At 67.4% G+C, this 19,466-nt stretch carries 20 protein-coding genes and 1 pseudogene; 13 read left to right on the forward strand and 8 right to left on the reverse strand.

Translation table 11 applies throughout. The features are described 5' to 3' along the window. Nucleotides 1–33: 33 nt before the first annotated feature. Nucleotides 34–1,002 (reverse strand): TAXI family TRAP transporter solute-binding subunit, encoded by a 969-nt coding sequence (locus SJY11_RS04445; RefSeq protein ID WP_376985216.1) that lies wholly within the window; start codon nt 1,000–1,002, stop codon nt 34–36. A 239-nt stretch (nt 1,003–1,241) separates the two neighbouring features. On the opposite strand from SJY11_RS04445, the gene SJY11_RS04450 reads away from it, so the two are divergent. Continuing rightward, nucleotides 1,242–2,861 carry an OpgD/OpgG family glucan biosynthesis protein gene (locus SJY11_RS04450; protein WP_376985217.1) on the forward strand — a complete coding sequence of 540 codons (1,620 nt, stop codon included), beginning with the start codon at nt 1,242–1,244 and terminating at the stop codon, nt 2,859–2,861. A gap of 6 nt (nt 2,862–2,867) precedes the next feature. Here SJY11_RS04450 and SJY11_RS04455 read toward each other — a convergent pair whose 3' ends face one another. Together SJY11_RS04455 and SJY11_RS04460 are read right to left on the reverse strand one after the other, a co-directional pair. After that, the gene (locus SJY11_RS04455) at nt 2,868–3,125 is read right to left on the reverse strand and encodes a BrnA antitoxin family protein (RefSeq protein ID WP_291828406.1); all 258 of its coding nucleotides are present in this window, start codon (nt 3,123–3,125) and stop codon (nt 2,868–2,870) included. After that, entirely contained in the window at nt 3,085–3,357 is a 273-nt protein-coding gene (locus SJY11_RS04460; RefSeq protein ID WP_376985218.1) for a BrnT family toxin, read from the reverse strand. The genes SJY11_RS04455 and SJY11_RS04460 overlap by 41 nt, the downstream gene beginning before the upstream one ends. A 107-nt stretch (nt 3,358–3,464) precedes the next feature. On the opposite strand from SJY11_RS04460, the gene SJY11_RS04465 reads away from it, so the two are divergent. From SJY11_RS04465 to SJY11_RS04505, 9 genes and pseudogenes are all read left to right on the forward strand, one after another. Then, nucleotides 3,465–3,614: a hypothetical protein gene (locus tag SJY11_RS04465; protein ID WP_376985219.1), complete on the forward strand. Its 150-nt coding sequence runs from the start codon at nt 3,465–3,467 to the stop codon at nt 3,612–3,614. A gap of 14 nt (nt 3,615–3,628) precedes the next feature. Continuing rightward, a pseudogene (aztA, locus tag SJY11_RS04470) lies at nt 3,629–4,364 on the forward strand (zinc ABC transporter ATP-binding protein AztA). 169 nt (nt 4,365–4,533) lie between these two features. Further along, nucleotides 4,534–5,409 (forward strand): metal ABC transporter permease, encoded by an 876-nt coding sequence (locus SJY11_RS04475; RefSeq protein ID WP_376985221.1) that lies wholly within the window; start codon nt 4,534–4,536, stop codon nt 5,407–5,409. Nucleotides 5,410–5,445: 36 nt separating this feature from the next. Next, entirely contained in the window at nt 5,446–6,393 is a 948-nt protein-coding gene (locus tag SJY11_RS04480) for a metal ABC transporter substrate-binding protein (protein WP_376985222.1), read from the forward strand. A 195-nt stretch (nt 6,394–6,588) separates the two neighbouring features. Continuing rightward, a complete protein-coding gene (locus SJY11_RS04485) occupies nt 6,589–7,551 on the forward strand; it encodes a CobW family GTP-binding protein (RefSeq protein WP_376985223.1) in 963 nt (320 codons plus the stop codon). 197 nt (nt 7,552–7,748) lie between these two features. After that, nucleotides 7,749–8,759: a WD40 repeat domain-containing protein gene (locus tag SJY11_RS04490; RefSeq protein WP_376985224.1), complete on the forward strand. Its 1,011-nt coding sequence runs from the start codon at nt 7,749–7,751 to the stop codon at nt 8,757–8,759. A 9-nt stretch (nt 8,760–8,768) separates the two neighbouring features. Further along, complete coding sequence (locus tag SJY11_RS04495; RefSeq protein WP_376985225.1) at nt 8,769–9,047, forward strand: hypothetical protein; 279 nt, start codon at nt 8,769–8,771, stop codon at nt 9,045–9,047. 244 nt (nt 9,048–9,291) lie between these two features. Next, nucleotides 9,292–10,476 carry a winged helix-turn-helix domain-containing protein gene (locus SJY11_RS04500; RefSeq protein ID WP_376985226.1) on the forward strand — a complete coding sequence of 395 codons (1,185 nt, stop codon included), beginning with the start codon at nt 9,292–9,294 and terminating at the stop codon, nt 10,474–10,476. A gap of 395 nt (nt 10,477–10,871) precedes the next feature. Continuing rightward, on the forward strand, nt 10,872–11,486 hold the full coding sequence (locus SJY11_RS04505; RefSeq protein ID WP_376985227.1) for a DUF930 domain-containing protein: 615 nt from the start codon (nt 10,872–10,874) through the stop codon (nt 11,484–11,486). A gap of 7 nt (nt 11,487–11,493) precedes the next feature. Here the strand turns inward: SJY11_RS04505 and mutT are convergent, their stop codons facing one another. The 4 genes from mutT to argJ all read right to left on the reverse strand — a co-directional run bounded on the left by mutT (nt 11,494) and on the right by argJ (nt 14,673). Beyond that, nucleotides 11,494–11,898, reverse strand: a complete 405-nt coding sequence (gene mutT / locus SJY11_RS04510) for an 8-oxo-dGTP diphosphatase MutT (RefSeq protein ID WP_326908625.1) — start codon at nt 11,896–11,898, stop codon at nt 11,494–11,496. A 9-nt stretch (nt 11,899–11,907) separates the two neighbouring features. Continuing rightward, nucleotides 11,908–12,414, reverse strand: coding sequence for a carboxypeptidase regulatory-like domain-containing protein (locus SJY11_RS04515; RefSeq protein WP_376985228.1), 507 nt, complete (start codon nt 12,412–12,414; stop codon nt 11,908–11,910). 13 nt (nt 12,415–12,427) lie between these two features. Further along, complete coding sequence (locus tag SJY11_RS04520; RefSeq protein ID WP_376985229.1) at nt 12,428–13,342, reverse strand: DMT family transporter; 915 nt, start codon at nt 13,340–13,342, stop codon at nt 12,428–12,430. A gap of 80 nt (nt 13,343–13,422) precedes the next feature. After that, nucleotides 13,423–14,673, reverse strand: a complete 1,251-nt coding sequence (gene argJ, locus SJY11_RS04525) for a bifunctional glutamate N-acetyltransferase/amino-acid acetyltransferase ArgJ (protein WP_376985230.1) — start codon at nt 14,671–14,673, stop codon at nt 13,423–13,425. 108 nt (nt 14,674–14,781) lie between these two features. On the opposite strand from argJ, the gene SJY11_RS04530 reads away from it, so the two are divergent. Further along, nucleotides 14,782–15,033 (forward strand): type II toxin-antitoxin system RelE family toxin, encoded by a 252-nt coding sequence (locus SJY11_RS04530; RefSeq protein WP_376985231.1) that lies wholly within the window; start codon nt 14,782–14,784, stop codon nt 15,031–15,033. Between the two features lie 12 nt (nt 15,034–15,045). Further along, complete coding sequence (locus SJY11_RS04535; RefSeq protein WP_376985232.1) at nt 15,046–15,423, forward strand: helix-turn-helix domain-containing protein; 378 nt, start codon at nt 15,046–15,048, stop codon at nt 15,421–15,423. Between the two features lie 63 nt (nt 15,424–15,486). Here SJY11_RS04535 and SJY11_RS04540 read toward each other — a convergent pair whose 3' ends face one another. Beyond that, nucleotides 15,487–16,326 (reverse strand): peptidylprolyl isomerase, encoded by an 840-nt coding sequence (locus tag SJY11_RS04540; protein WP_376985233.1) that lies wholly within the window; start codon nt 16,324–16,326, stop codon nt 15,487–15,489. A gap of 356 nt (nt 16,327–16,682) precedes the next feature. Between SJY11_RS04540 and secA the strand changes: the two genes are divergently transcribed. Then, on the forward strand, nt 16,683–19,454 hold the full coding sequence (gene secA / locus SJY11_RS04545; protein WP_376985234.1) for a preprotein translocase subunit SecA: 2,772 nt from the start codon (nt 16,683–16,685) through the stop codon (nt 19,452–19,454). The last annotated feature ends 12 nt before the right edge of the window (nt 19,455–19,466 follow it).

The raw sequence follows: 19,466 nt of genomic DNA on the forward strand, positions 1-19,466 counted from the left end.
CGGCCCCGCCTGTCGATCGCCCGTCGGTTCGGCTCAGGAGCCGACCTTCAGGCCCTTTTCCTTGAAGTAGCGCGCTGCGCCCGGATGCAGCGGGATCGGCATGCCCTGCAGCGCGCCTTCGAGCTTGATCGAGCGCGCCGCGGCGTGGGCGGCGCCGAGATCGCCGAGGTTCTCGTAGATCGCCTTGGTCATCTCGTAGACGGTCTCTTCCTTCATGCCCTCATGGGTCACGAGGTAGTTCATCACCGCCGCGGCGGGAACCGCCGCCGTCTGGCCGGTATAGGTGTTGGCGGGGATCGTCGCCTTGACGAAGGGCGGGCCGGCCTTCTCGACGGCGGCCGCCGGAACCTCGACGACGACGATCTCGACCGAGGTCGCGAGGTCGCGCAGCGAGGCGACGCCGAGGCCGGCCGACTGCAGCGTGGCGTCGAGCTGGCGGTTCTTCATCAGTTCGACGGATTCGGCGAAGGGCAGGTACTCGACCTTGCCGAGATCCTTGTAGCTCATGCCGGCCGCGGCGAGGACCGCGCGGGCATTCAGCTCAGTGCCGGATTTGGGCGCGCCGACCGAGAGGCGCTTGCCCTTGAGATCGGCCAGGGTCTTGATGCCGCTGTCCTTGGACGCGACGATCTGGACGTAGTTCGGGTAGATGGCGGTGACGCCGCGCAGCTTCTTGAGCGGGGTCTTGAAGCCGGCTTCCTCGTCGCCCTTCCAGGCGGCGGCGAGCGAGTCGCCGAGCGTGAAGGCGATCTCCCCCTTGGCCTGCTGCAGCAGCTGCAGATTCTCGACCGAGGCCTTGGTGGCCTGCACGGTCGGGCGGACGTTCTTGATCTTGTCGCCGTAGATCTTCGAGAGCGCGACGCCGAGCGGGTAGTAGACGCCCGAGGTGCCGCCCGTGAGGACGTTGATGAAGTCTTGGGCGCGCGCGCTGGCCGGCGCGAGCGCGACGAGGGCCGCGGTGGCGATGCCGGCGAGACGCCGGCGGGACGTGATCCGTTGCATGCTAACCTCCCAATGGGCAGCCGGCCTCCTGGCCGGTCTCCTCTCCCTTGTAGATCAGGCACAAACCAAAATGGAAGGCGGGAAGCCGCTCCCGGTCGGAATTTGCGTCCGGCGGGCGATGTTTTCGCCATGATTGACCGGCATTCGGAGCAAGGCGCCGGAACGGTTGCCCTTGCGGCCGGGACGGGCTAGCCCCAATTCCCACGGTCCGCCTCTCCAGCCGAACGAGCCCGCTTGCCATGGCCTCCAGCGCCCGTCCGCCCCGTCCCGACCGACGTCTGCTCCTGGCCGGCGCCACTGCGACAGCCGCGCTCGCCGCACTGGGCTTCCCGTCGGAGGTGCTGGCGCAGCAGGGGCTGCGTCTGGGCGAGGCGGAAAGCTTCGCCTTCGAGGCGCTGAAGCAGCGCGCCCGCGAGATGGCGTCGCAGCCCTATCAGGCGCCGCCGAGCCCCCGGCCGGACGTGCTGGAGCGGATCGACTACGACGCCCATGGCAAGATCCGCTTCAAGCCGGAGATGGCGCTCTGGGCGGACGGTCCCTCGCCCTGGCCGGTGACGTTCTTCCATCTCGGCCGCTACTTCCAGAAGCCGGTCCGGATGCATGTCGTCGAGGGCGGCCGCGCCCGCGAGATCGTCTATGACGAGAGCTATTTCGAGATGCCGGCGGATTCGCCCGCCCGCGAACTGCCTGTTGGTGCGGGCTTCGCGGGCTTCCGCTTCCAGGAGAGCCGCACGGGGCATCCCGGCCGCAAGGGCGAGAAGCTCGACTGGCAGAAGAACGACTGGGTCGCCTTCCTCGGCGCCTCCTATTTCCGCGCCATCGGCGAGCTCTACCAGTACGGCCTCTCGGCACGCGGCCTCGCCATCGATCCCGCCATCGGCGGCAAGGCCGAGGAGTTCCCCGACTTCACCCATATCTGGCTGGAGACGCCGCAGCCCGGCGCGGAATACGTCCTCGTCTACGCGTTGCTGTCGGGCCCGAGCGTGGCGGGTGCCTATCGTTTCCGCATGCATCGCGGCAAGGGCGTGACGATGGAGATCGACACCGAGATCCATCTGCGCCGGGATGTCGAGCGGCTCGGCATCGCGCCGCTGACCTCGATGTACTGGTACTCCGAGAAGGCCAAGACCACGGCGGTCGACTGGCGCCCGGAGGTCCACGATTCCGACGGCCTCGCGCTCTGGACGGGCGCCGGCGAGCGGGCGCTGCGCCCGCTCAACAACCCGCCGCGCACCATGGCGTCGTCCTTCATGGACGAGAATCCGCGCGGCTTCGGGCTGGTGCAGCGCGACCGCGAGGTCGGCCATTATCTCGACGGCGTCTTCTACGAGCGCCGTCCGAGCCTGTGGGTCGAGACGCAAGGGAACTGGGGCAAGGGCGCGGTCCAGCTCATCGAGATCCCGACCGACGACGAGATCCACGACAACATCGTCGCCATGTGGGTGCCGGCCGGCCCGGCAAAGGCCGGCGCCACCTATGCGCTGCGCTACAAGCTGCACTGGCTCGCCGACGAGCCCTTCCAGGGCGATCTCGGCCGCGTCGTCGCCACGCGGCTGGGCAATGGCGGCCAGCCCGGCACGACCCGGCCGAAGGGCGTGCGCAAGTTCATGGTCGAGTTCAAGGGGCCGGCGCTGGAGGCCATTCCTTTCGGCGTGAAGCCCGAGGTCGTGCTCTCGGCCTCGCGCGGCAGCTATTCCTACATCTTCGCCGAAGCGGTGCCCAACGACGTGCCCGGCCACTGGCGGGCGCAGTTCGACCTGACGGTCGAGGGCCAGGACCCGGTCGAGATGCGCTGTTTCCTGAAGGCCGGAGACAAGGTGCTGACCGAGACCTGGCTGTATCAGTATCTGCCGTTCTGAGGCGGCTTATCCCGCCTTGCGCAGTGCCTCGTTGATCCGCGCCTGCCAACCGGGGCCGGTCGCCCGGAAGCGTTCGATGATATCGGCATCGAGCCGCAGGGTGATCTGCTGCTTGGGTTTCGCAACCCTGGGCCTTCCCCGGCCGCGACGGATCAACACGCCGTTATCGTGAACATCGGCGCCATCAAACCATTCATCCGACAATTCGGGCGCGTCGTCGGGATCAACCCAGGCGACTTTGGTATCTTGCTTGTTCGCGCTCATTGGCTTTCCTCATACTGATGATGCGGCGCGCGCTGCCACGACATGTCCAGACGATAACGACGATCCGGCCGTCGAGCCGGCCTGCCGTGATGAAGCGCTCCTCGCCATAGTCGATCCGCTGATCTGGCTGCGTGAACGTCCTGTCGGCGAAAACCTCGGCTGCTCTGGCGAAATCGAGCCCGCGCTCCCGCAGCGTGGCGTCGCGTTTGGCGCTGTCGAAGACGATATCCACGATTATATGTAACGCCATTAAATCTGTTGGGCAATGTGCCAGCTGAGGCCTAACGCGCACTCTCAGTCCGCTTGCCCATCGACCTGCGTAACATTATATCATCGCATATGACCGATCGGCACACCCATCCTGTTTCCCACGCCGTCCCGCAGGCTCCGGGCTGGTCGCTGCTGCGCCTCTCCGCGCTGGGGCGCATGGGCCTGGCGGCTGGTGTCGTCGCGCTGCTCTGGATCGCGACCTTCGCGGTGATCGCGTGACGCAGGGAACCGCCATGTCCGCCATCCGGCTGACCGATCTGACGCTGGGCTATGACCGGCACCCGGCCGTGCATCATCTGTCGGGCGAGATCGCCACGGGCAGCCTGACGGCCATCGTCGGCCCCAACGGTGCCGGCAAGTCGACCCTGCTCAAGGGTATCGCCGGGGCGCTGTCTCCGCTGGACGGCGACATCGCGCTGGCCCGCGGCCGGCGCCTGGCCTATCTGCCGCAGCAGGCGGAGCTCGAACCGGTCCTTCCCGATCCATGTCTATGATCTCGTGGCGATGGGGCTGTGGAACCGCGCCGGCATCTTCGGGCGCATCGGGGGCGGGGCCGCCGCCAAGATCGAGGCGGCGATCGCCGCCGTCGGGCTCGCCGGCTTCGAGCGCCGGCCGATCGGCGCGCTTTCCGGCGGCCAGATGCAGCGCGCGCTCTTCGCGCGGCTTTTGCTGCAGGACGCCGACATCATCCTGCTCGACGAGCCCTTCACCGCCATCGACGCCCGCACCACCGCTGATCTGCTGGCGCTGGTGCAGCGCTGGCATGGCGAAAGCCGGACCGTCGTCGCGGTCCTCCACGACATCGAGACGGTGCGCCGCGCCTTCCCGCAGACGCTGCTGCTGGCGCGCGAGAGCGTCGCCTGGGGCGCAACGGCCGATGTGCTGACCCCCGCCAACCTGCTGAAGGCGCGCCGGATGGTCGAGGCCTTCGACAGCCACGCGGCGCCGTGCGAGCGCGACGCGGCGTGATGCTGCCCAACCATTGATGTTCCCTCAGCCCTCATCCTGAGGAGCGCTCCACAGGAGGACGTCTCGAAGGATGCTCCAGTGTGTGCGGGAGCCTCCTGGAGCATCCTTCGAGACGCCGCTTCGCGGCTCCTCAGGATGAGGGCTGAGAAGGCGGAAGAAGAAAAAGCCGATGCTCTACGACCTCTTCATCGGCCCCTTCGCCGAATTCGACTTCATGCGCCGGGCGCTGGTCGGCGTCGTCGCGCTGTCGGTGTCGGGCGGCGCGATCGGCGTGTTCCTGATGCTCCGGCGGATGAGCCTGACCGGCGACGCGATGGCCCATGCCATCCTGCCCGGTGCCGCGATCGGCTATCTCGTCGCCGGCTTCTCGCTGCCGGCGATGACGCTGGGCGGGCTCGCGGCGGGTTTTGCGGTGGCGCTCGCGGCGGGGGCCGTGGCGCGCGTCACGGTGATCAAGGAGGATGCCTCGCTCGCCGCCTTCTACCTGATCTCGCTGGCGCTCGGCGTCACCATCGTCTCGCTGCGCGGCTCGGCGGTCGACCTGTTCCATGTCCTGTTCGGCAATGTGCTGGCGCTGGACGACGACGTGCTGATCCTGCTCTCGGGCGTGGCGACCATCTCGCTCATGACACTCGCGGCGCTCTATCGCCCGCTGGTGATGGAATGCGTCGATCCCGGCTTCCTGCGCTCGGTCAGCCGCTCCGGCGGCCTCGTGCATCTGACCTTCCTCGGGCTCGTCGTGCTCAATCTGGTGGCCGGCTTCCATGCGCTGGGCACGCTGCTGGCGGTCGGGCTGATGATGCTGCCGGCCGCCGCCGCGCGCTTCTGGACCGCCGACATCACCCGCCTGATCCTGCTCGCCAGCGGTTTCGGCATGGTCGCGGGCTATGCGGGGCTGGTGATGTCCTATTCGGCGGGCAGCAATCTCCCGGCGGGGCCGGCGATCATCCTGGCTGCGGGGGCGCTCTATCTCGGCTCGCTCCTGCTCGGCACGCAGGGCGGGCTCGCCCGTCGCCTCTTGCCGCGCCGCCATTTTCGGGCGTAGTTATGTTATAGTGTTTCATTGTCTCTGGAGGCTTCCATGCCGAACCGTCGCGCCCTTCTCGGCGCCCTCGCCGCCGGGCTCATCCTCGCCCAGGCGCCGATGACCGCCACCGCACAGGAGAAACTGCCCGTCGTCGCGAGCTTCTCGATCCTCGGCGACTTCGTGAAGGAGGTCGGCGGCGACCGCGTCGCGCTGACCACGCTCGTCGGCGCCAATGGCGACGCCCATGTCTATTCGCCGACGCCGGCCGATGCGAAAGCGATGGCCGGGGCGAAGCTCGTCGTCGTCAACGGGCTGAAATTCGAGGGCTGGATCACCCGGCTGATCAAGTCCTCCGGCACCAAGGCGACGATCGCGACCGCGACCACCGGCATCACGCCGCTGCGGAACGAAGCGGATGATCACGACCACGGCAAGAAGGACAAGCATGGCCACAACCATGCCGGCCAGGACGATCCGCATGCCTGGCAGAGCGTCGCCAACGCCAGGATCTACGTCGCCAACATCCGCGATGCACTGGTGAAGGCCGATCCGGCCGGCCAGGCGAGCTACGAGGCCAATGCGACGCGCTATCTCGCCCAGCTCGATGCCGTCGAGGCCGAGATCAGGGCCGCGGTCGCGCGCATTCCGGCCGATCGCCGCAAGGCGATCACCTCGCACGACGCCTTCGGCTACTTCGTCAAGGCCTATGGCGTCGAGTTCGTCTCGCCGCAGGGCGTCTCGACCGAGGCCGAGGCCTCGGCCAGGGATGTCGGCCGCATCATCCGGCAGATCAAGGCGGAGAAGATCCCCGCCGTCTTCCTCGAGAACGTCACCAATCCGCGCCTCGTCGAGCGGATCGCCAAGGAGAGCGGCGCCAAGGTCGGCGGTCGGATCTTTTCCGACGCGCTGTCGGACGCTGCCGGTCCGGCCGGGACTTACATCGCGATGATGAAACACAATATAAGCCAGATCGAAAAGGCGCTCGCCGCCGGCCCGGCCTGATCGTCGGCCCTCACATGCCAGCCCTCATCCTGAGGAGCCGCGAAGCGGCGTCTCGAAGGATGGTCCAGAGCGCGCTGGAGCATCCTTCGAGACGAAGCCTTGCTGCTTCTCCTCAGGATGAGGGCTGGAGGTGTCTCAAGCCGGGGCGCGACGAGCGCTCCGGCACCGCCGTTTGAAGAACCAAGGGTCACACCCATGTCCGAGAAAATTCCCGTCACGGTGCTCACCGGCTATCTGGGCGCTGGCAAGACCACGCTGCTGAACCGCATCCTCACCGAGGACCACGGCAAGAAGTTCGCCGTCATCGTCAACGAGTTCGGCGAGGCCGGCATCGATGGCGACCTCGTCGTCGGCGCCGACGAGGAGGTCTTCGAGATGAACAATGGCTGCATCTGCTGCACCGTTCGCGGCGACCTGATCCGCATTCTCGACGGGCTGATGAAGCGCAAGGGCAAGTTCGACGCGATCATCGTCGAGACGACGGGCCTTGCCGATCCCGCCCCCGTCGCGCAGACCTTCTTCGTCGACCAGGATGTCGGCGACGCCACCAAGCTCGATGCCGTCATCACCGTGACCGACGCGAAATGGCTCAAGGATCGGCTCAAAGATGCGCCGGAGGCCAAGAACCAGATCGCGTTTGCCGACGTCATCGTGCTCAACAAGGTGGATCTGGTGACGCCGGAGGAACTTGCCTCGGTCGAGGCCGCGATACGCGCCATCAACCCCTATGCCAAGCTGCACCGGACCACCCGCTGCGATGTGCCGATCGACCAATTGCTCGATCGCAACGCCTTTGATCTCGACCGCATCCTCGACATCGAGCCGGATTTCCTCGAATCGGGCCATCACCACCATCATTCGGACGAGGTGCGCTCGATGTCCTTCACGATCCCCGGCGATGTCGACCCCGAGAAGTTCATGCCCTGGATCAACGATGTCAGCCAGGCGCAGGGGCCCAACATCCTGCGCTCCAAGGGCATCCTCGCCTTCAAGGGCGAGCCGCGCCGCTTCGTCTTCCAGGGCGTCCACATGATCCTGGACGGCGATCTCCAGCGCGACTGGAAGGCAGGCGAGACCCGCTCCTCGCGCCTCGTCATCATCGGCCGCGACCTCAACGAGAACGAACTGCGCCAGGGCTTCGAGGCCTGCGCGGCGTAACGTTACTAGCTGTCGTTGGACCCATCGGCCGTCATCCTGGACAAGCGGCGAAGCCGCGCAGGCCGGGATCCATCCTAGCCTGCAACGGCGCCCTAGGATGGATCCCGGGACGACCTGCGGTCGCGCAGGATGACGGCGCGGAGATGGTCTGGTTCGATAATGGTTTCCCTCTGCCTGGATTTTGCTAGACCCCGCCCATGAACACGACCACCGCCCCCGTCTCGCTGCGCGAGCATGTCGTTCCCGTCGAGGCCGGGGCGCATGTCGTCGGCGCCCATTGGCTCAAATCGACGCTGGCGCTCGCGCTCGCCGACGGTCGCGTGCTGCGCTGGAACGAGGGCGCGCTCGAAACAGCCGAGGTCCATGCCGGCGGCGTCCTCTGCACCTGCAGCGATGGCGAGCGTCTGATCACCGGCGGCGATGACGGCCGCGTCGTCGCGACCGCGGCCGACGGCACCTCCACCGAGATCGCGCGCGACGAGAAGCGCCGCTGGGTCGATGCGGTGGCGCTTTCGGGCTCCGGCAGCATCGCCTGGAACACCGGCAAGACCGTCCATGCCCGCGACGACAAGGGCAAGATCCGCTCGCTCGATGTCGGCACGACGCCGCAGGGTCTGGTGTTCGCGCCCAAGGGTTTTCGGCTCGCGATAGGCCAGATGAACGGGGTGAGCCTCTGGTATCCGGCGACGGAGACCAAGCCCGAATTCCTTGAATGGAAGGGCGCCCATCTCGACGTCGTGTGGTCGCCGGACGGGCGCTTCGTCGTCTCCTCGATGCCGGAGAACGCGCTGCATGGCTGGCGGCTGGGCGAGAAGCCGAGCCATATGCGGATGACCGGCTATCCGGCCAAGCCGCGCTCGCTGTCCTGGTCGCATGACGGGCTGTGGCTCGCCTCCAGCGGGGCGGATGCCGCGATCGTCTGGCCCTTCCAGGGCGAGGGCCCGCAGGGCAAGGCGCCGCGCGAATGCGGCGCCCGCCATGCCAAGGTCACCCGCGTCGCCTTCCATCCCAAGGCGCTGGTTCTGGCGGTCGGCTATGACGATGGCTGCATCCTGATGATCCGCCTGACCGACGCCTCGGAGCTTCTGGTGCGCCCGGCTCTGCGCGGCAGCGGTATCACCGCTTTCGCCTGGGACAAGGGCGGCAAGCGCCTCGCCTTCGGCACGGAAGACGGTGCGGCCGGCGTGCTGACGCTGCCCGCGGCTTAGAGCGCGGCGATGCGCTTCGGCCTCTTCGGCAAGGGCGGGCCCGACAAGAGCGAAGCGGCGGCACAGGCCAACCGCGTGAAAGAGCTGTTGCGCGAGATCGCCGGCCTCCCGGAGGAGGCCGCGATTGCCGTCAACGAGATCTTCTGCGCCGATCCCGCCTGTCCCGGAACCGAGACGGTGATCCTGCTGATGAACCCCGGCGAGAAGACGAAAGCCTTCAAACTGGCCATGGCGATGGCGGAGGTGACGCCGGAGGCGCTGCGCGAGGCGCTGTCGAGCGGCGCTTGATGGGGTGACGGCCTCCATCTGAGGATCTCGCACAACGGCGGCGTCATCCTGGGCGACCAAAGGTCGACCGGGATCCATCATAGGGCACCGTCGGGCCCTCTGATGGATCCCGGCCTGCGCGGCTTCGCCGCTGGTCCAGGATGACGTGAAGTGACCGCCGCAGCCCCCCGTCTGCTGACACAGCGCTGGACGGTGCGGTCTAAACTCCGTCAGCATTCCCCGAACGCCTCAGCATAGGCCTGCCATGCCGCCCCGCCCGCCCAAGACGATCACCCTCTCGCGCGAGCAGGCGCGGCGGCTCTGGCTGCAGGCGCAGCGGCTCGACGCGCGCGAGCCCTTCGGCGCGGGCGCGCAGGCGACGAAGGCCGCGGTCGAGCATCTCGGCTATGTCCAGATCGACACGATCAACGTGATCGAGCGCTGCCACCACCACATCCTGTTCAGCCGCATCCCCTCCTATGAGCGGGGCCATCTGGCGCAGGCGCAGTCGCTCGACAGAAGCGTCTTCGAATACTGGACCCATGCGCTCTCCTATGTGCCGCTGCGCGACATCCGCTTCTTCCTCGGGGCGATGAAGGCCCATCGGGCAGAGCCCAAGCGCTGGTCGGCCGTCGGCGGGCGCGAGGAGGCGCGCAAGCTGCTCGCCCGCATCCGCAAGGACGGGCCGCTGACCATCCGCGACATCGACAGCGACGTGCTGGTCGAGAAGGCCCATCTCTGGGCCAGCAAGAAGCCTTCCAAGGGCCTGCTGGAGCGCGCCTTCTACGATGGTGATCTGGTGATTTCGGCTCGCGCCGGCATGCTCAAGACCTATGAGCTGACGGACCGGCATTTCGGCTGGGAGAAACGCCCGACGCCGGCATCGGAACGGCAGGTCACGGCCTACAGGCTCGACCGGGCGCTGCGCGCGCAAGGCGTCGTCAGCCTCGACTCGATCTGCCATCTCGACGCGCCCGCAAAGGCGGCGGTGGCGGAGCTGATCGAGGCCCGCGTCAAGCGCCGCGAGCTGCTGCCGGTCGGAATCGAAGACTCGACCGTGCCGCACTGGATGCCGCGCGAGGGGCCGGAAGCCGCGGCACTGCCGCCCGATCTCGTCCACATTCTCTCGCCCTTCGACCCGCTGATCATCCAGCGCAAGCGGCTGAAGCTGGTCTTCGGCTATGCCCATGCTTTCGAGGCCTATCTGCCGAAAGAGAAGCGCGTCTTCGGCTATTTCGGCCTGCCGGTGCTGATCGGCGACGCGGTCGTGGCGGTGCTCGATTTGAAGACCGACCGCCAGGCGGGGCAGCTCCTGATCCAGCAATGGAGCTGGCTGGAGGGGCAGGAGAGCCCGGAGCGCAAGGCGCTGATCGAGGCGGAGCTGGCGCGGTTCGAGCGGTTTCAGCTGGCGAGGGACGTGGCCGTCCCGGTCGCTCATGACGAGGCCTGACCGCGCCCGACACGCCACTGATATCGTCACACCCTCTTCCGTGGTTGAACCACCCCCGTCATCCTGGGCAAGCCGCGCAGCGGCGCAGACCGGGATCCATCATAGGGCGCCGTCTCTGCCCTATGATGGATCCCGGTCGACCTGCGGTCGCCCAGGATGACGGTCGGTTGGTGAACCAGAGTTGATGTCCTCGCGATTCGACCGGTAAGAAGGCGTCGCTCTGGCTCGCCCGCCGCAAAATCGTCGATTTCTGGAGCGCCTTTCGCCTGGCCGAACGGCAGACACAACGGAGCCGTTGGGTGACGTCCAATCCCCTCGCGATGATGACCGCCTTCGCCTTGCCGGTGTGGTGAATGCGAGCTGTGGGCGCGCGTATCGGGACGTACCGTCCCGCCTTGGCCGGCGCGACCCTGTTGCATCTCCTGCTTCTGGCCGCGCTCGGGTCGCTGTCGATCCGGCCGTTGATCGAGGTGGCGCCTCAAGCCGAGACCAGCGTCGATGTCCAATTGCTGACTCCGCGCGAATTCGACACGATGACCCAGCCCCGGCCGGTTGAGGCGCCGCCGAGCGGCCCAGCCGTCCCGTTGCAGAGCGTCGAAGCGGCGCCACCGGCCGAGCCGGGCGGCATGGTCAAGGCGAACAGGATGATGGCAACTGACGCGCTCGCTCATCCCCTGAGCCGTCAGGCGCGGGAGATGCTGCCGCTTCTGGCGGCGGATGAGCGCGCCGAGCAGCTCTGCGGTCTGGAGGCTATGAGCCAGATCCATGCCTGGAAGAGCGATTTCGAGCCGGACCGGGTGACGGCCTATGCCAAGGGTGAAACGAAGCTGACGGGGCGCATCCTGATCGCCGAAAGCGCGGCGTTCCGCAGCAAGCGTCGATGGTATGATCTGAACTTCCGCTGCGAATTCAGCCCCGATCAGGCAGCCGTCCTCGCCTTCGAGTTCCGCGTCGGCGAGCCGGTGCCGCGCAGCCAATGGGCGAAGCTCGGTCTGCCGGAGCGGTACTGAGCCGGGCTCACGCACCCAGCAGATCGATCAGATGCGGGATCAGCGGCTCGTCGGCGGGCGGCATGGCCAACTCCCGCAGCTTGCCGGGGCGGACCCATTTCAGCGCCTGCGCCTCGCGGGAGGCGACCTGCCCCTCCCAGCGCCGGCAGATATAGAGCGGCATCAACAGGTGGAACTCGGGATAGGCGAAGCTGGCGAAGGTCAGCGGCGCCAGGCACTCCTCCTTGACGGTGATGCCGAGTTCCTCGGACAGCTCGCGGATCAGTGCCGGCTCGGGCCGCTCGCCCGCCTCCAGCTTGCCGCCGGGAAACTCCCACAGCCCGGCCAGCGCCTTGCCCTGCGGCCGCTGCGCGACGAGCACACGGTTGTCGGAATCGATCAGGGCGCAGGCGACGACGAGGAGAAGCTTCACGGGTTGGACTCAGTAGCCGGAGAGGATGACGTGCAGGGGCTGCGTCTCCTTACCCGTCACGGTGACGCTGTCATAGACCGAGCCGCCTTCGCGCGAGAGGGCATCATCGTCGCCCCAGATCACCTGGGTGGTGACGAAATAATCGCCCGGCGCCACCTTTTCGAAGGCGAAGCGGCCATTCGATTCCGCCTTGGTGGTGCGGGTGTACTCGCCATAGGCGGGATCGGGGTTGTCGTCGCGGGGATAGCCGCGATGCGGCACGAATTTGCGCGTGCCGTAGAAATTGGCGAAGCGCTCCCGCGAGTAGTTCGTGGCCGGCACGAGGCGCACCAGCTGCCCGGCCGCGTTCACGACCGCACCGCTCGGCTTGGTGCGGAAGGCGTGGCCGGTGATCGTGGTCGTGCCGGTCTTCCTGATGAAGGCCGCCTCGTCGGCTGAAAACGCGACGGTCGCCGGCTTGCGCTCGACGCAAGCGGACAACGCCAAGGCGAGAACGACCCCCAGCCCGATCCTCATGCCGCTCGTCCTCTCAAGCAGACCTGGCCGCACGCTGCGACGTCGTCACCAGGAAGACGCCGGCGAGGATGATGCAACCGCCGAGGATCTGCCGCAACTCCAGCGTTTCCCCGAGCACGACGATGCCCAGGATCGTCGCCACCGTCGGCACGAGATAGCCGGTCATCGCCGCCCGTGTCGGCCCCGCGGCGCGGATCAGCCGCATGAACACCGCCATCGGCACGGCGGTGGCGAGCAGGCCGAGCGCCAGCATGGCCGGGACATGGTCCGCCATCGGTGCGAAGGCGGCAGGGCCGGCGAAGACCAGCGTCAGCGCGAGCGCGACGAGGCCCGAGACCACCTGCTGCCCGAGCGCCAGCCGCGCCGGATCGCCCGCCGAGGCGGGGATGGCGCGGGCATAGAGATTGCCGATGCTGTAGCCCAGCATGACGCCGACCATGGCGAGCACGCCGAGCGCGGTGCCGCCACCCTCGACCAGGCGCGGGCCGATCAGCAGCGCGACACCGGCCATGCCGAGCCCGATGCCGACGAGCCGGCGCGGCCCCATCCGCTCCTCGGCGAACAGGACATGCGCGAAGACCGCCGTCACCAGCGGCCCGCCGGCCTGAATCATCGCGGCCGGGCCGCTGGCGAGCTGCACCAGCGCATAGGCGACGAGGACGTTGGGCACCCAGCCATTGGTCGTGCCCAGCACCAGCCAGTGCCGGATCTCGTCGCGGCGCGGGATCGGGCTTTGGCGCAGCCAGACGACATAGGCCGCGAGCGCCGCCGCCCCGATCAGCCCGCGCCCGGCGGCGAGCACGAGCGGCGGGATCGCGCCGCCCATCAGCTTGATGAACAGGAAGCTCGAGCCCCAGAAAAACGAGCAGACCAGCAGATGCCCGACGACGAAGGCGCGGCTGGGGTTGGGGCGGGCCTGCTCCGTCATTGCGAGCGCAGCGAAGCAATCCAGAGGGATCGCGCAAACGCCTGGATTGCTTCGCTGCGCTCGCAATGACGGTGAGTCATCTAGGACCGGTAGTCGCCGTTAATCTCGACATAGGCCTTGGTCAGGTCGCAGGTCCAGACCGTGGCCTTGCCGCGTCCCAGCCCGAGATCGGCGGTGATGACGATATGCTCGCCCTTCATATAGGCGGAGACGGCGGCCTCGTCATAGGACGGCGCCCGCGCGCCCTGCTGCGCCACCATGATGTCGCCGAAGGAGATGTCGAGGCGGTCGCGGTCGGCGGGCTCGCCGGCCTTGCCGACGGCCATGACGACGCGGCCCCAATTGGCGTCCTCGCCGGCAATGGCGGTCTTGACCAGCGGCGAATTGGCGATTGAGAGCGCGACGCGCTTGGCCGAGCGCGACGAGGCCGCGCCCGCGACGCGCACCTCGACGAATTTGCGCGCACCCTCGCCGTCCTTGCACACGAGATGGGCGAGTTCGAGCAGCAGCGAATTCAGCGCGCGCTTGAAGCCCGAGAGCCGCGCGTCACCGATCTCGGTGATCGCGGGAACGCCGCGCGCCGCCGCCTTGCCCGTGGCGAACAGCATCAACGTGTCCGAGGTCGAGGTGTCGCTGTCGACGGTGACGGCGTTGAAGGAGCCCTTGACGCCCTTCGACAGCAGCGCCTGCAGCACGGGCGCGGCGATCGGCGCATCCGTGAAGACGAAGGATAGCATCGTCGCCATGTCGGGCGCGATCATGCCGGCGCCCTTGGCGATACCGGCGAGCACGACCTCATGGCCGTCGATCTTGGCCTTGCGCGAGAGCGCCTTGGGGAAGGTGTCGGTGGTCATGATCGCGCGCGCGGCATCGATCCAGGGGCCGTCCGCGACGCGCCTGGCGCAAGCCTCGAGCACGCCCTCGAACTTGCTTGCGTCGAGCGGCTCGCCGATCACGCCGGTCGAGGCGATGAAGACCTCCTGCGGCTTGCAGCCCGCGGCCTTGGCCGCGATCTTCGCGGTCATCGCGACGGAGTCGCGGCCCTTCAGCCCGGTGAAGGCGTTGGCGTTGCCGGAATTGACGACGACGGCTCGCGCCGAGCCCTGCTTCAGGTTCTCGCGGCACCAGTCGACCGGCGCGGAGGGGCATTTCGAGCGGGTGAAGACGCCGGCGACCTGCGTGCCCTCGTCGAGCAACGCGAGCCAGACATCGGTGCGGCCCTTGTACTTGATGCCCGCCTCGGCGGTGGCGAAGCGCACGCCGGGAACCGGCGGAACCTTGGGCTGGCGCTTCGGCGCGAGCGGGGAAACGGGAACATCCTTGCCGGCCATGGTGGCGCCTCCTGTGCGGGAGGTCCGTGTGCCGCAGGGGCGGCGCGAAGGCAAGGTGGGCCCGCGCCACGCTTGCTCGGTCATAGCGGTATGCTATAGCATGTTTCCATGCGGCGGATCGTCTACCAGACGCAGGCGCTGAGGGCTCTGCGTGCATTGCCGGTGGGAATGGCGGCGCGCATCCGCGGCAAGATTGAACAATATGCGGAGGCTCCCGCGAGCTTGGCCGCGAATGTCCGAAAGCTCCAGGGTCGCGACGGCTATCGGCTGCGGGTTGGGGACTATCGCGTCATCTTTGATGAGGACGGCGCCGTCCTCGACATCCTCGATGTCGGCCATCGCAGCCGCATCTACGACTGAGGAGGTGAGGACATGGATGAGGGGTACGAGGTCATCGTCCGCCCTGGCGGAGAGCGAATGGTCGTGGTTCCGGAAGCGACGTTCGAACGGCTGCGCGATGCTGCCGAGATGGCCGAGGATGTGCTGGCTTATGACGAGGCCAAACGCCGTCTCGCCGCGGGCGAAGAGGAGTTCGTCCCCTCCGCCATGGTCGATCGCATTCTCGCGGGCGAGAACCTCGTGCGGGTCTGGCGCGAGCATCGCGGACTCACGGTCAGTGCCTTGGCGGAGATGGCCGGCATCGCACAGCCCTATCTCTCGCAGATCGAGACGGGCAAGCGCGAGGGCACGCTGCAGACAATGAAGAAGATCGCTGGCGCCCTGCGCGTGAAGCTCGACGATCTCGTCTGAAACGAACATAGCCCGCGACGGGCGCGGGCCATGTCAAAGGCTCATTCGCGAGTCAGCGCTCGCTCAGGGCTTCTTCGGCTCCGCCGGGGCAGCAGGCGCGGCCGGCTGGTCGAGACGCTCGACCTTGGCCTTCTCGCGCAGGCCGACGATGATGTCCTGCTGGGCCTTGCGCTCGAGATACTGGTCGATCTGCGGCTTCACCATCGCGAAGTCGGGCAGCGGCTTGCTGCGCTTGTCCTCGACCTTGATGACGTGCCAGCCGAACTGGCTCTTCACCGGGTCGGACACCTGGCCCTTGTTCAGCTTGAAGGCGACCTCGGCGAATTCCGGCACCATGCGGTCCTTGGTGAACCAGCCGAGCGAGCCGCCTTCCTTGCCGGAGCCCGGGTCCTTGGAGAGCTCGGCGGCGACCTTGGCGAAGTCCTCGCCCTTCTTCAGGCGCTCGGCGACGGCCTTGGCCTGGGCCTCGTCCTCGACGAGGATGTGGCGAGCATTGACCTCTTCCTCCGGCGCCATCGCCTTGGTGGTCTCGTCATAGAGCTTGCGAGCGGCTTCGGGTGTCGCAGCCTTCTTGCCCTCGGCGGTCAGATACTGGTCGAGCAGCACCTTCTCGCGGAAATAGGCGAGACGGGCGGCGAAGTCGGGGCCATCGGCCGTCTTGGCCGCGATCGCGGCGCGCGCGCCGAGCTTGAGGTCGACCAGATAGTTGATGACCTCGTCGCGCTTGCGCTCGTCGGGGAGCTGCGCCAGGCGCTCGCCCAGATCCTCGGTCGCCAGGCCGATCTCGCGCTCGGTGATGGCGATGCCGTCGACCTTGGCGACGACCTTGTCCGCCTGCGCGAAGACCGGCGTCGCGACGAGCACGAGGCCGAGCGAAACCATGCCGAGACGAGACAACTTCATGGGACGTGCCTTCTTGCAGGACAGAGCGAACCGAGCGTTCGCGGGTGCACTGCCAGTTGAACGCGGCAAAGGCAAGGCACGAAAACCCGTGCGGGTGCGCCTTCACGAAGCTTTGCTGATGCGCTCCCGCCGCCGCCGGGGCCCGGACTTGGAAGATCCCGGCGCCGACCCTACATCCCGCCGGTCCGCGCGGGTTCGTACCGCGCTGCGCGCCTGGGGCGTGCGGCGCTGCAAGGCAATGCTGGACCCCGCCTCCGCGCGCGTCTAAACACGCCGTCGCATTGAGAATTCAGGTTCCGGCTGGACGCGGCGCAAGGCCAGCGCGGCGCCGGAGCCACACCACCGAAAGGCCGACCATGCTTGGCGCGCTCGCAAAGAAACTCTTCGGCTCGTCGAACGACCGGCGCGTCAAGGGCTACGGTCCCCGCGTGGCCGCGATCAACGCGCTGGAGAAGGAGGTCTCGGCGCTCAGCGACGAGGCGCTCCAGGCCCGCACCGCCGCCTTCCGCGAGCAACTCGCCAAGGGCGCCAAGCTCGATGATCTGCTGGTTCCCGCCTTCGCGACGGTGCGCGAAGCGGCCAAGCGCGTGCTCGGCCAGCGTCCCTACGACGTCCAGTTGATCGGCGGCATGGTGCTGCATGAGGGCGCCATCGCCGAGATGAAGACCGGCGAGGGCAAGACCCTGGTCGCGACGCTGCCGACCTATCTCAACGCGCTCGCCGGCAACGGCGTCCATGTCGTCACGGTGAACGACTATCTCGCCCGCCGCGACGCGGAGTGGATGGCGAAGCTCTACAACTTCCTCGGCCTCAGCGTCGGCATCATCGTCCACGGCATCGAGGACGAGGAGCGCCAGCGCGCCTATGCCTGCGACATCACCTACGGCACGAACAACGAGTTCGGCTTCGACTATCTGCGCGACAACATGAAGTACGATGTCGGCCAGATGTCGCAGCGCGGCCACCACTTCGCGATCGTCGACGAGGTCGATTCGATCCTGGTCGACGAGGCGCGCACGCCGCTGATCATCTCCGGCCCGCTCGACGACAAGTCGGATCTCTATGTCACGATCGACAAGGTGCTGCCCGGGCTGGTGAAGGGCGATTACGAGGTCGACGAGAAGCAGCGCGCCGTCTCGCTGACGGAAGCCGGCAACGAGCATATGGAAGAGCTGCTGCGCGAGGCGGGGCTGCTCAAGGAGGGCGACCTCTACGATGCCCAGAACGTCACGCTCGTGCACCACGTCAACCAGGCGCTGCGGGCGCATTCGCTGTTCACCCGCGACAAGGACTATATCGTCCGCGGCGACGAGGTCGTCATCATCGACGAGTTCACCGGCCGCATGATGCCGGGCCGGCGCTATTCGGAAGGGCTGCATCAGGCGCTCGAAGCCAAGGAGGGCGTCACCGTCCAGCCCGAGAACGCGACGCTGGCGTCGATCACCTTCCAGAACTATTTCCGGCTCTATTCCAAGCTCGCCGGCATGACCGGCACGGCCGCGACCGAGGCCGACGAGTTCTTCCAGATCTACAAGCTCGAGGTCGTCGAGATCCCGACCAATGTCCCCGTCGCCCGCAAGGACGAGGACGACGAGGTCTATCGCACCTTCGAGGAGAAGGTCCGCGGCGTGATCCGCGAGATCAAGGCGGCGCAGGAGGCCGGCCAGCCGCTGCTCGTCGGCACCACCTCGATCGAGCGCTCCGAGCTGATCGCCGAGATGCTGGAGAAGGACGGCTTCAAGCTGATCGACTTCACCGATCCCAAGGCGCTGGAGCCGATCTACGAGGCCGCCCGCCAGGGCAAGCCCTCGCGCGCCTTCGCCGTGCTGAACGCCCGCTTCCACGAGCAGGAGGCCTATATCGTCGCCCAGGCCGGCGTGCCCGGCGCGATCACCATCGCCACCAACATGGCCGGCCGCGGCACCGACATCCAGCTCGGCGGCAATGCCGAGATGCGGATCTCGCATGATCTCGCCGGCATGGAGGAGGGGCCCGAGCGCGAGGCGCAGGCCACGCGCATCCGCGCCGAGGTCGCCGATTTCAAGCAGCGCGTGCTCAAGGCCGGCGGGCTCTACATCGTCGGCACCGAGCGCCATGAAAGCCGCCGCATCGACAACCAGCTGCGCGGCCGCGCCGGCCGCCAGGGCGACCCCGGCCGTTCCAAGTTCTTCCTGTCGCTGCAGGACGATCTGATGCGGATCTTCGGCTCGGACCGCATGGACGGCATGCTGACCAAGCTCGGCCTCAAGGAGGACGAGGCGATCGTCCATCCCTGGATCAACAAGGCCGTCGAGAAGGCGCAGGGCAAGGTCGAGGCGCGCAACTTCGACATCCGCAAGAACATCCTGAAATACGACGACGTCATGAACGACCAGCGCAAGGTCGTGTTCGAGCAGCGCCGCGACTTCATGCGCCAGGCCAGCGTGCGCGAGACCATCGACGACATGCGCCAGGGCGTCGCCGACGAGTTGGTGACGCGCCACATCCCCGAAGAGGCCTATCCCGAGCAGTGGGACACCGCCGCGCTCAAGGAGGGCGTGCTGCAGTTCCTCAATCTCGACCTGCCGATCGAGGAGTGGGCGAAGGAAGAGGGCATCGCCGACGCCGAGCTGCGCGAGCGCATCCGCAAGATCGCCGACGAGGATTATGCGGCGCGGATCGAACGCAACACCGAAGAGGTGATGGTCTATGTCGAGAAGCAGGTGCTGCTGCAGACGCTCGACACGCTCTGGCGCGAGCATCTCGTCACGCTCGACCATCTGCGCCAGGTCATCGGCTGGCGCGGCTATGCCCAGCGCGATCCGCTGAACGAATACAAGCAGGAGGCCTTCGAGCTGTTCGATTCGCTGATCGGCCGGCTTCGCGAGCAGGTCACCGGCAATCTCATGCGCATCGAGGTGCGCTTCGAGCAGCCCGAGGACGAGGCTGCGCCGCCGCAGGATACGCTGCCCTCGCCCTTTGGGGGGTATGGCTCCGGCGGCATGCAGTTCGCCGCGGTCGAGGGCGATGCCGAGGTGCTGGAGCGCAATCCCGCCGATCCTTCGAGCTGGGGCAAGGTCGGCCGCAACGAGGCCTGCCCCTGCGGCTCGGGCAAGAAGTACAAGCACTGCCACGGGCAGTATATCTGAAGGTGGACCGCG

Source organism: Allobosea sp. R86505 (genome assembly GCF_042466375.1).
GTDB lineage: Bacteria > Pseudomonadota > Alphaproteobacteria > Rhizobiales > Beijerinckiaceae > Allobosea.

Coding starts and splice junctions, on each gene's coding strand:
- SJY11_RS04445 (WP_376985216.1), bottom strand. CDS start 1,002: ATGCAACGGATCACGTCCCGCCGGCGTCTCGCCGGCATCGCCACCGCG.
- SJY11_RS04450 (WP_376985217.1), top strand. CDS start 1,242: ATGGCCTCCAGCGCCCGTCCGCCCCGTCCCGACCGACGTCTGCTCCTG.
- SJY11_RS04455 (WP_291828406.1), bottom strand. CDS start 3,125: ATGAGCGCGAACAAGCAAGATACCAAAGTCGCCTGGGTTGATCCCGAC.
- SJY11_RS04465 (WP_376985219.1), top strand. CDS start 3,465: ATGACCGATCGGCACACCCATCCTGTTTCCCACGCCGTCCCGCAGGCT.
- SJY11_RS04475 (WP_376985221.1), top strand. CDS start 4,534: ATGCTCTACGACCTCTTCATCGGCCCCTTCGCCGAATTCGACTTCATG.
- SJY11_RS04480 (WP_376985222.1), top strand. CDS start 5,446: ATGCCGAACCGTCGCGCCCTTCTCGGCGCCCTCGCCGCCGGGCTCATC.
- SJY11_RS04485 (WP_376985223.1), top strand. CDS start 6,589: ATGTCCGAGAAAATTCCCGTCACGGTGCTCACCGGCTATCTGGGCGCT.
- SJY11_RS04490 (WP_376985224.1), top strand. CDS start 7,749: ATGAACACGACCACCGCCCCCGTCTCGCTGCGCGAGCATGTCGTTCCC.
- SJY11_RS04495 (WP_376985225.1), top strand. CDS start 8,769: ATGCGCTTCGGCCTCTTCGGCAAGGGCGGGCCCGACAAGAGCGAAGCG.
- SJY11_RS04500 (WP_376985226.1), top strand. CDS start 9,292: ATGCCGCCCCGCCCGCCCAAGACGATCACCCTCTCGCGCGAGCAGGCG.
- SJY11_RS04515 (WP_376985228.1), bottom strand. CDS start 12,414: ATGAGGATCGGGCTGGGGGTCGTTCTCGCCTTGGCGTTGTCCGCTTGC.
- SJY11_RS04520 (WP_376985229.1), bottom strand. CDS start 13,342: ATGACGGAGCAGGCCCGCCCCAACCCCAGCCGCGCCTTCGTCGTCGGG.
- argJ (WP_376985230.1), bottom strand. CDS start 14,673: ATGGCCGGCAAGGATGTTCCCGTTTCCCCGCTCGCGCCGAAGCGCCAG.
- SJY11_RS04530 (WP_376985231.1), top strand. CDS start 14,782: ATGCGGCGGATCGTCTACCAGACGCAGGCGCTGAGGGCTCTGCGTGCA.
- SJY11_RS04535 (WP_376985232.1), top strand. CDS start 15,046: ATGGATGAGGGGTACGAGGTCATCGTCCGCCCTGGCGGAGAGCGAATG.
- SJY11_RS04540 (WP_376985233.1), bottom strand. CDS start 16,326: ATGAAGTTGTCTCGTCTCGGCATGGTTTCGCTCGGCCTCGTGCTCGTC.
- secA (WP_376985234.1), top strand. CDS start 16,683: ATGCTTGGCGCGCTCGCAAAGAAACTCTTCGGCTCGTCGAACGACCGG.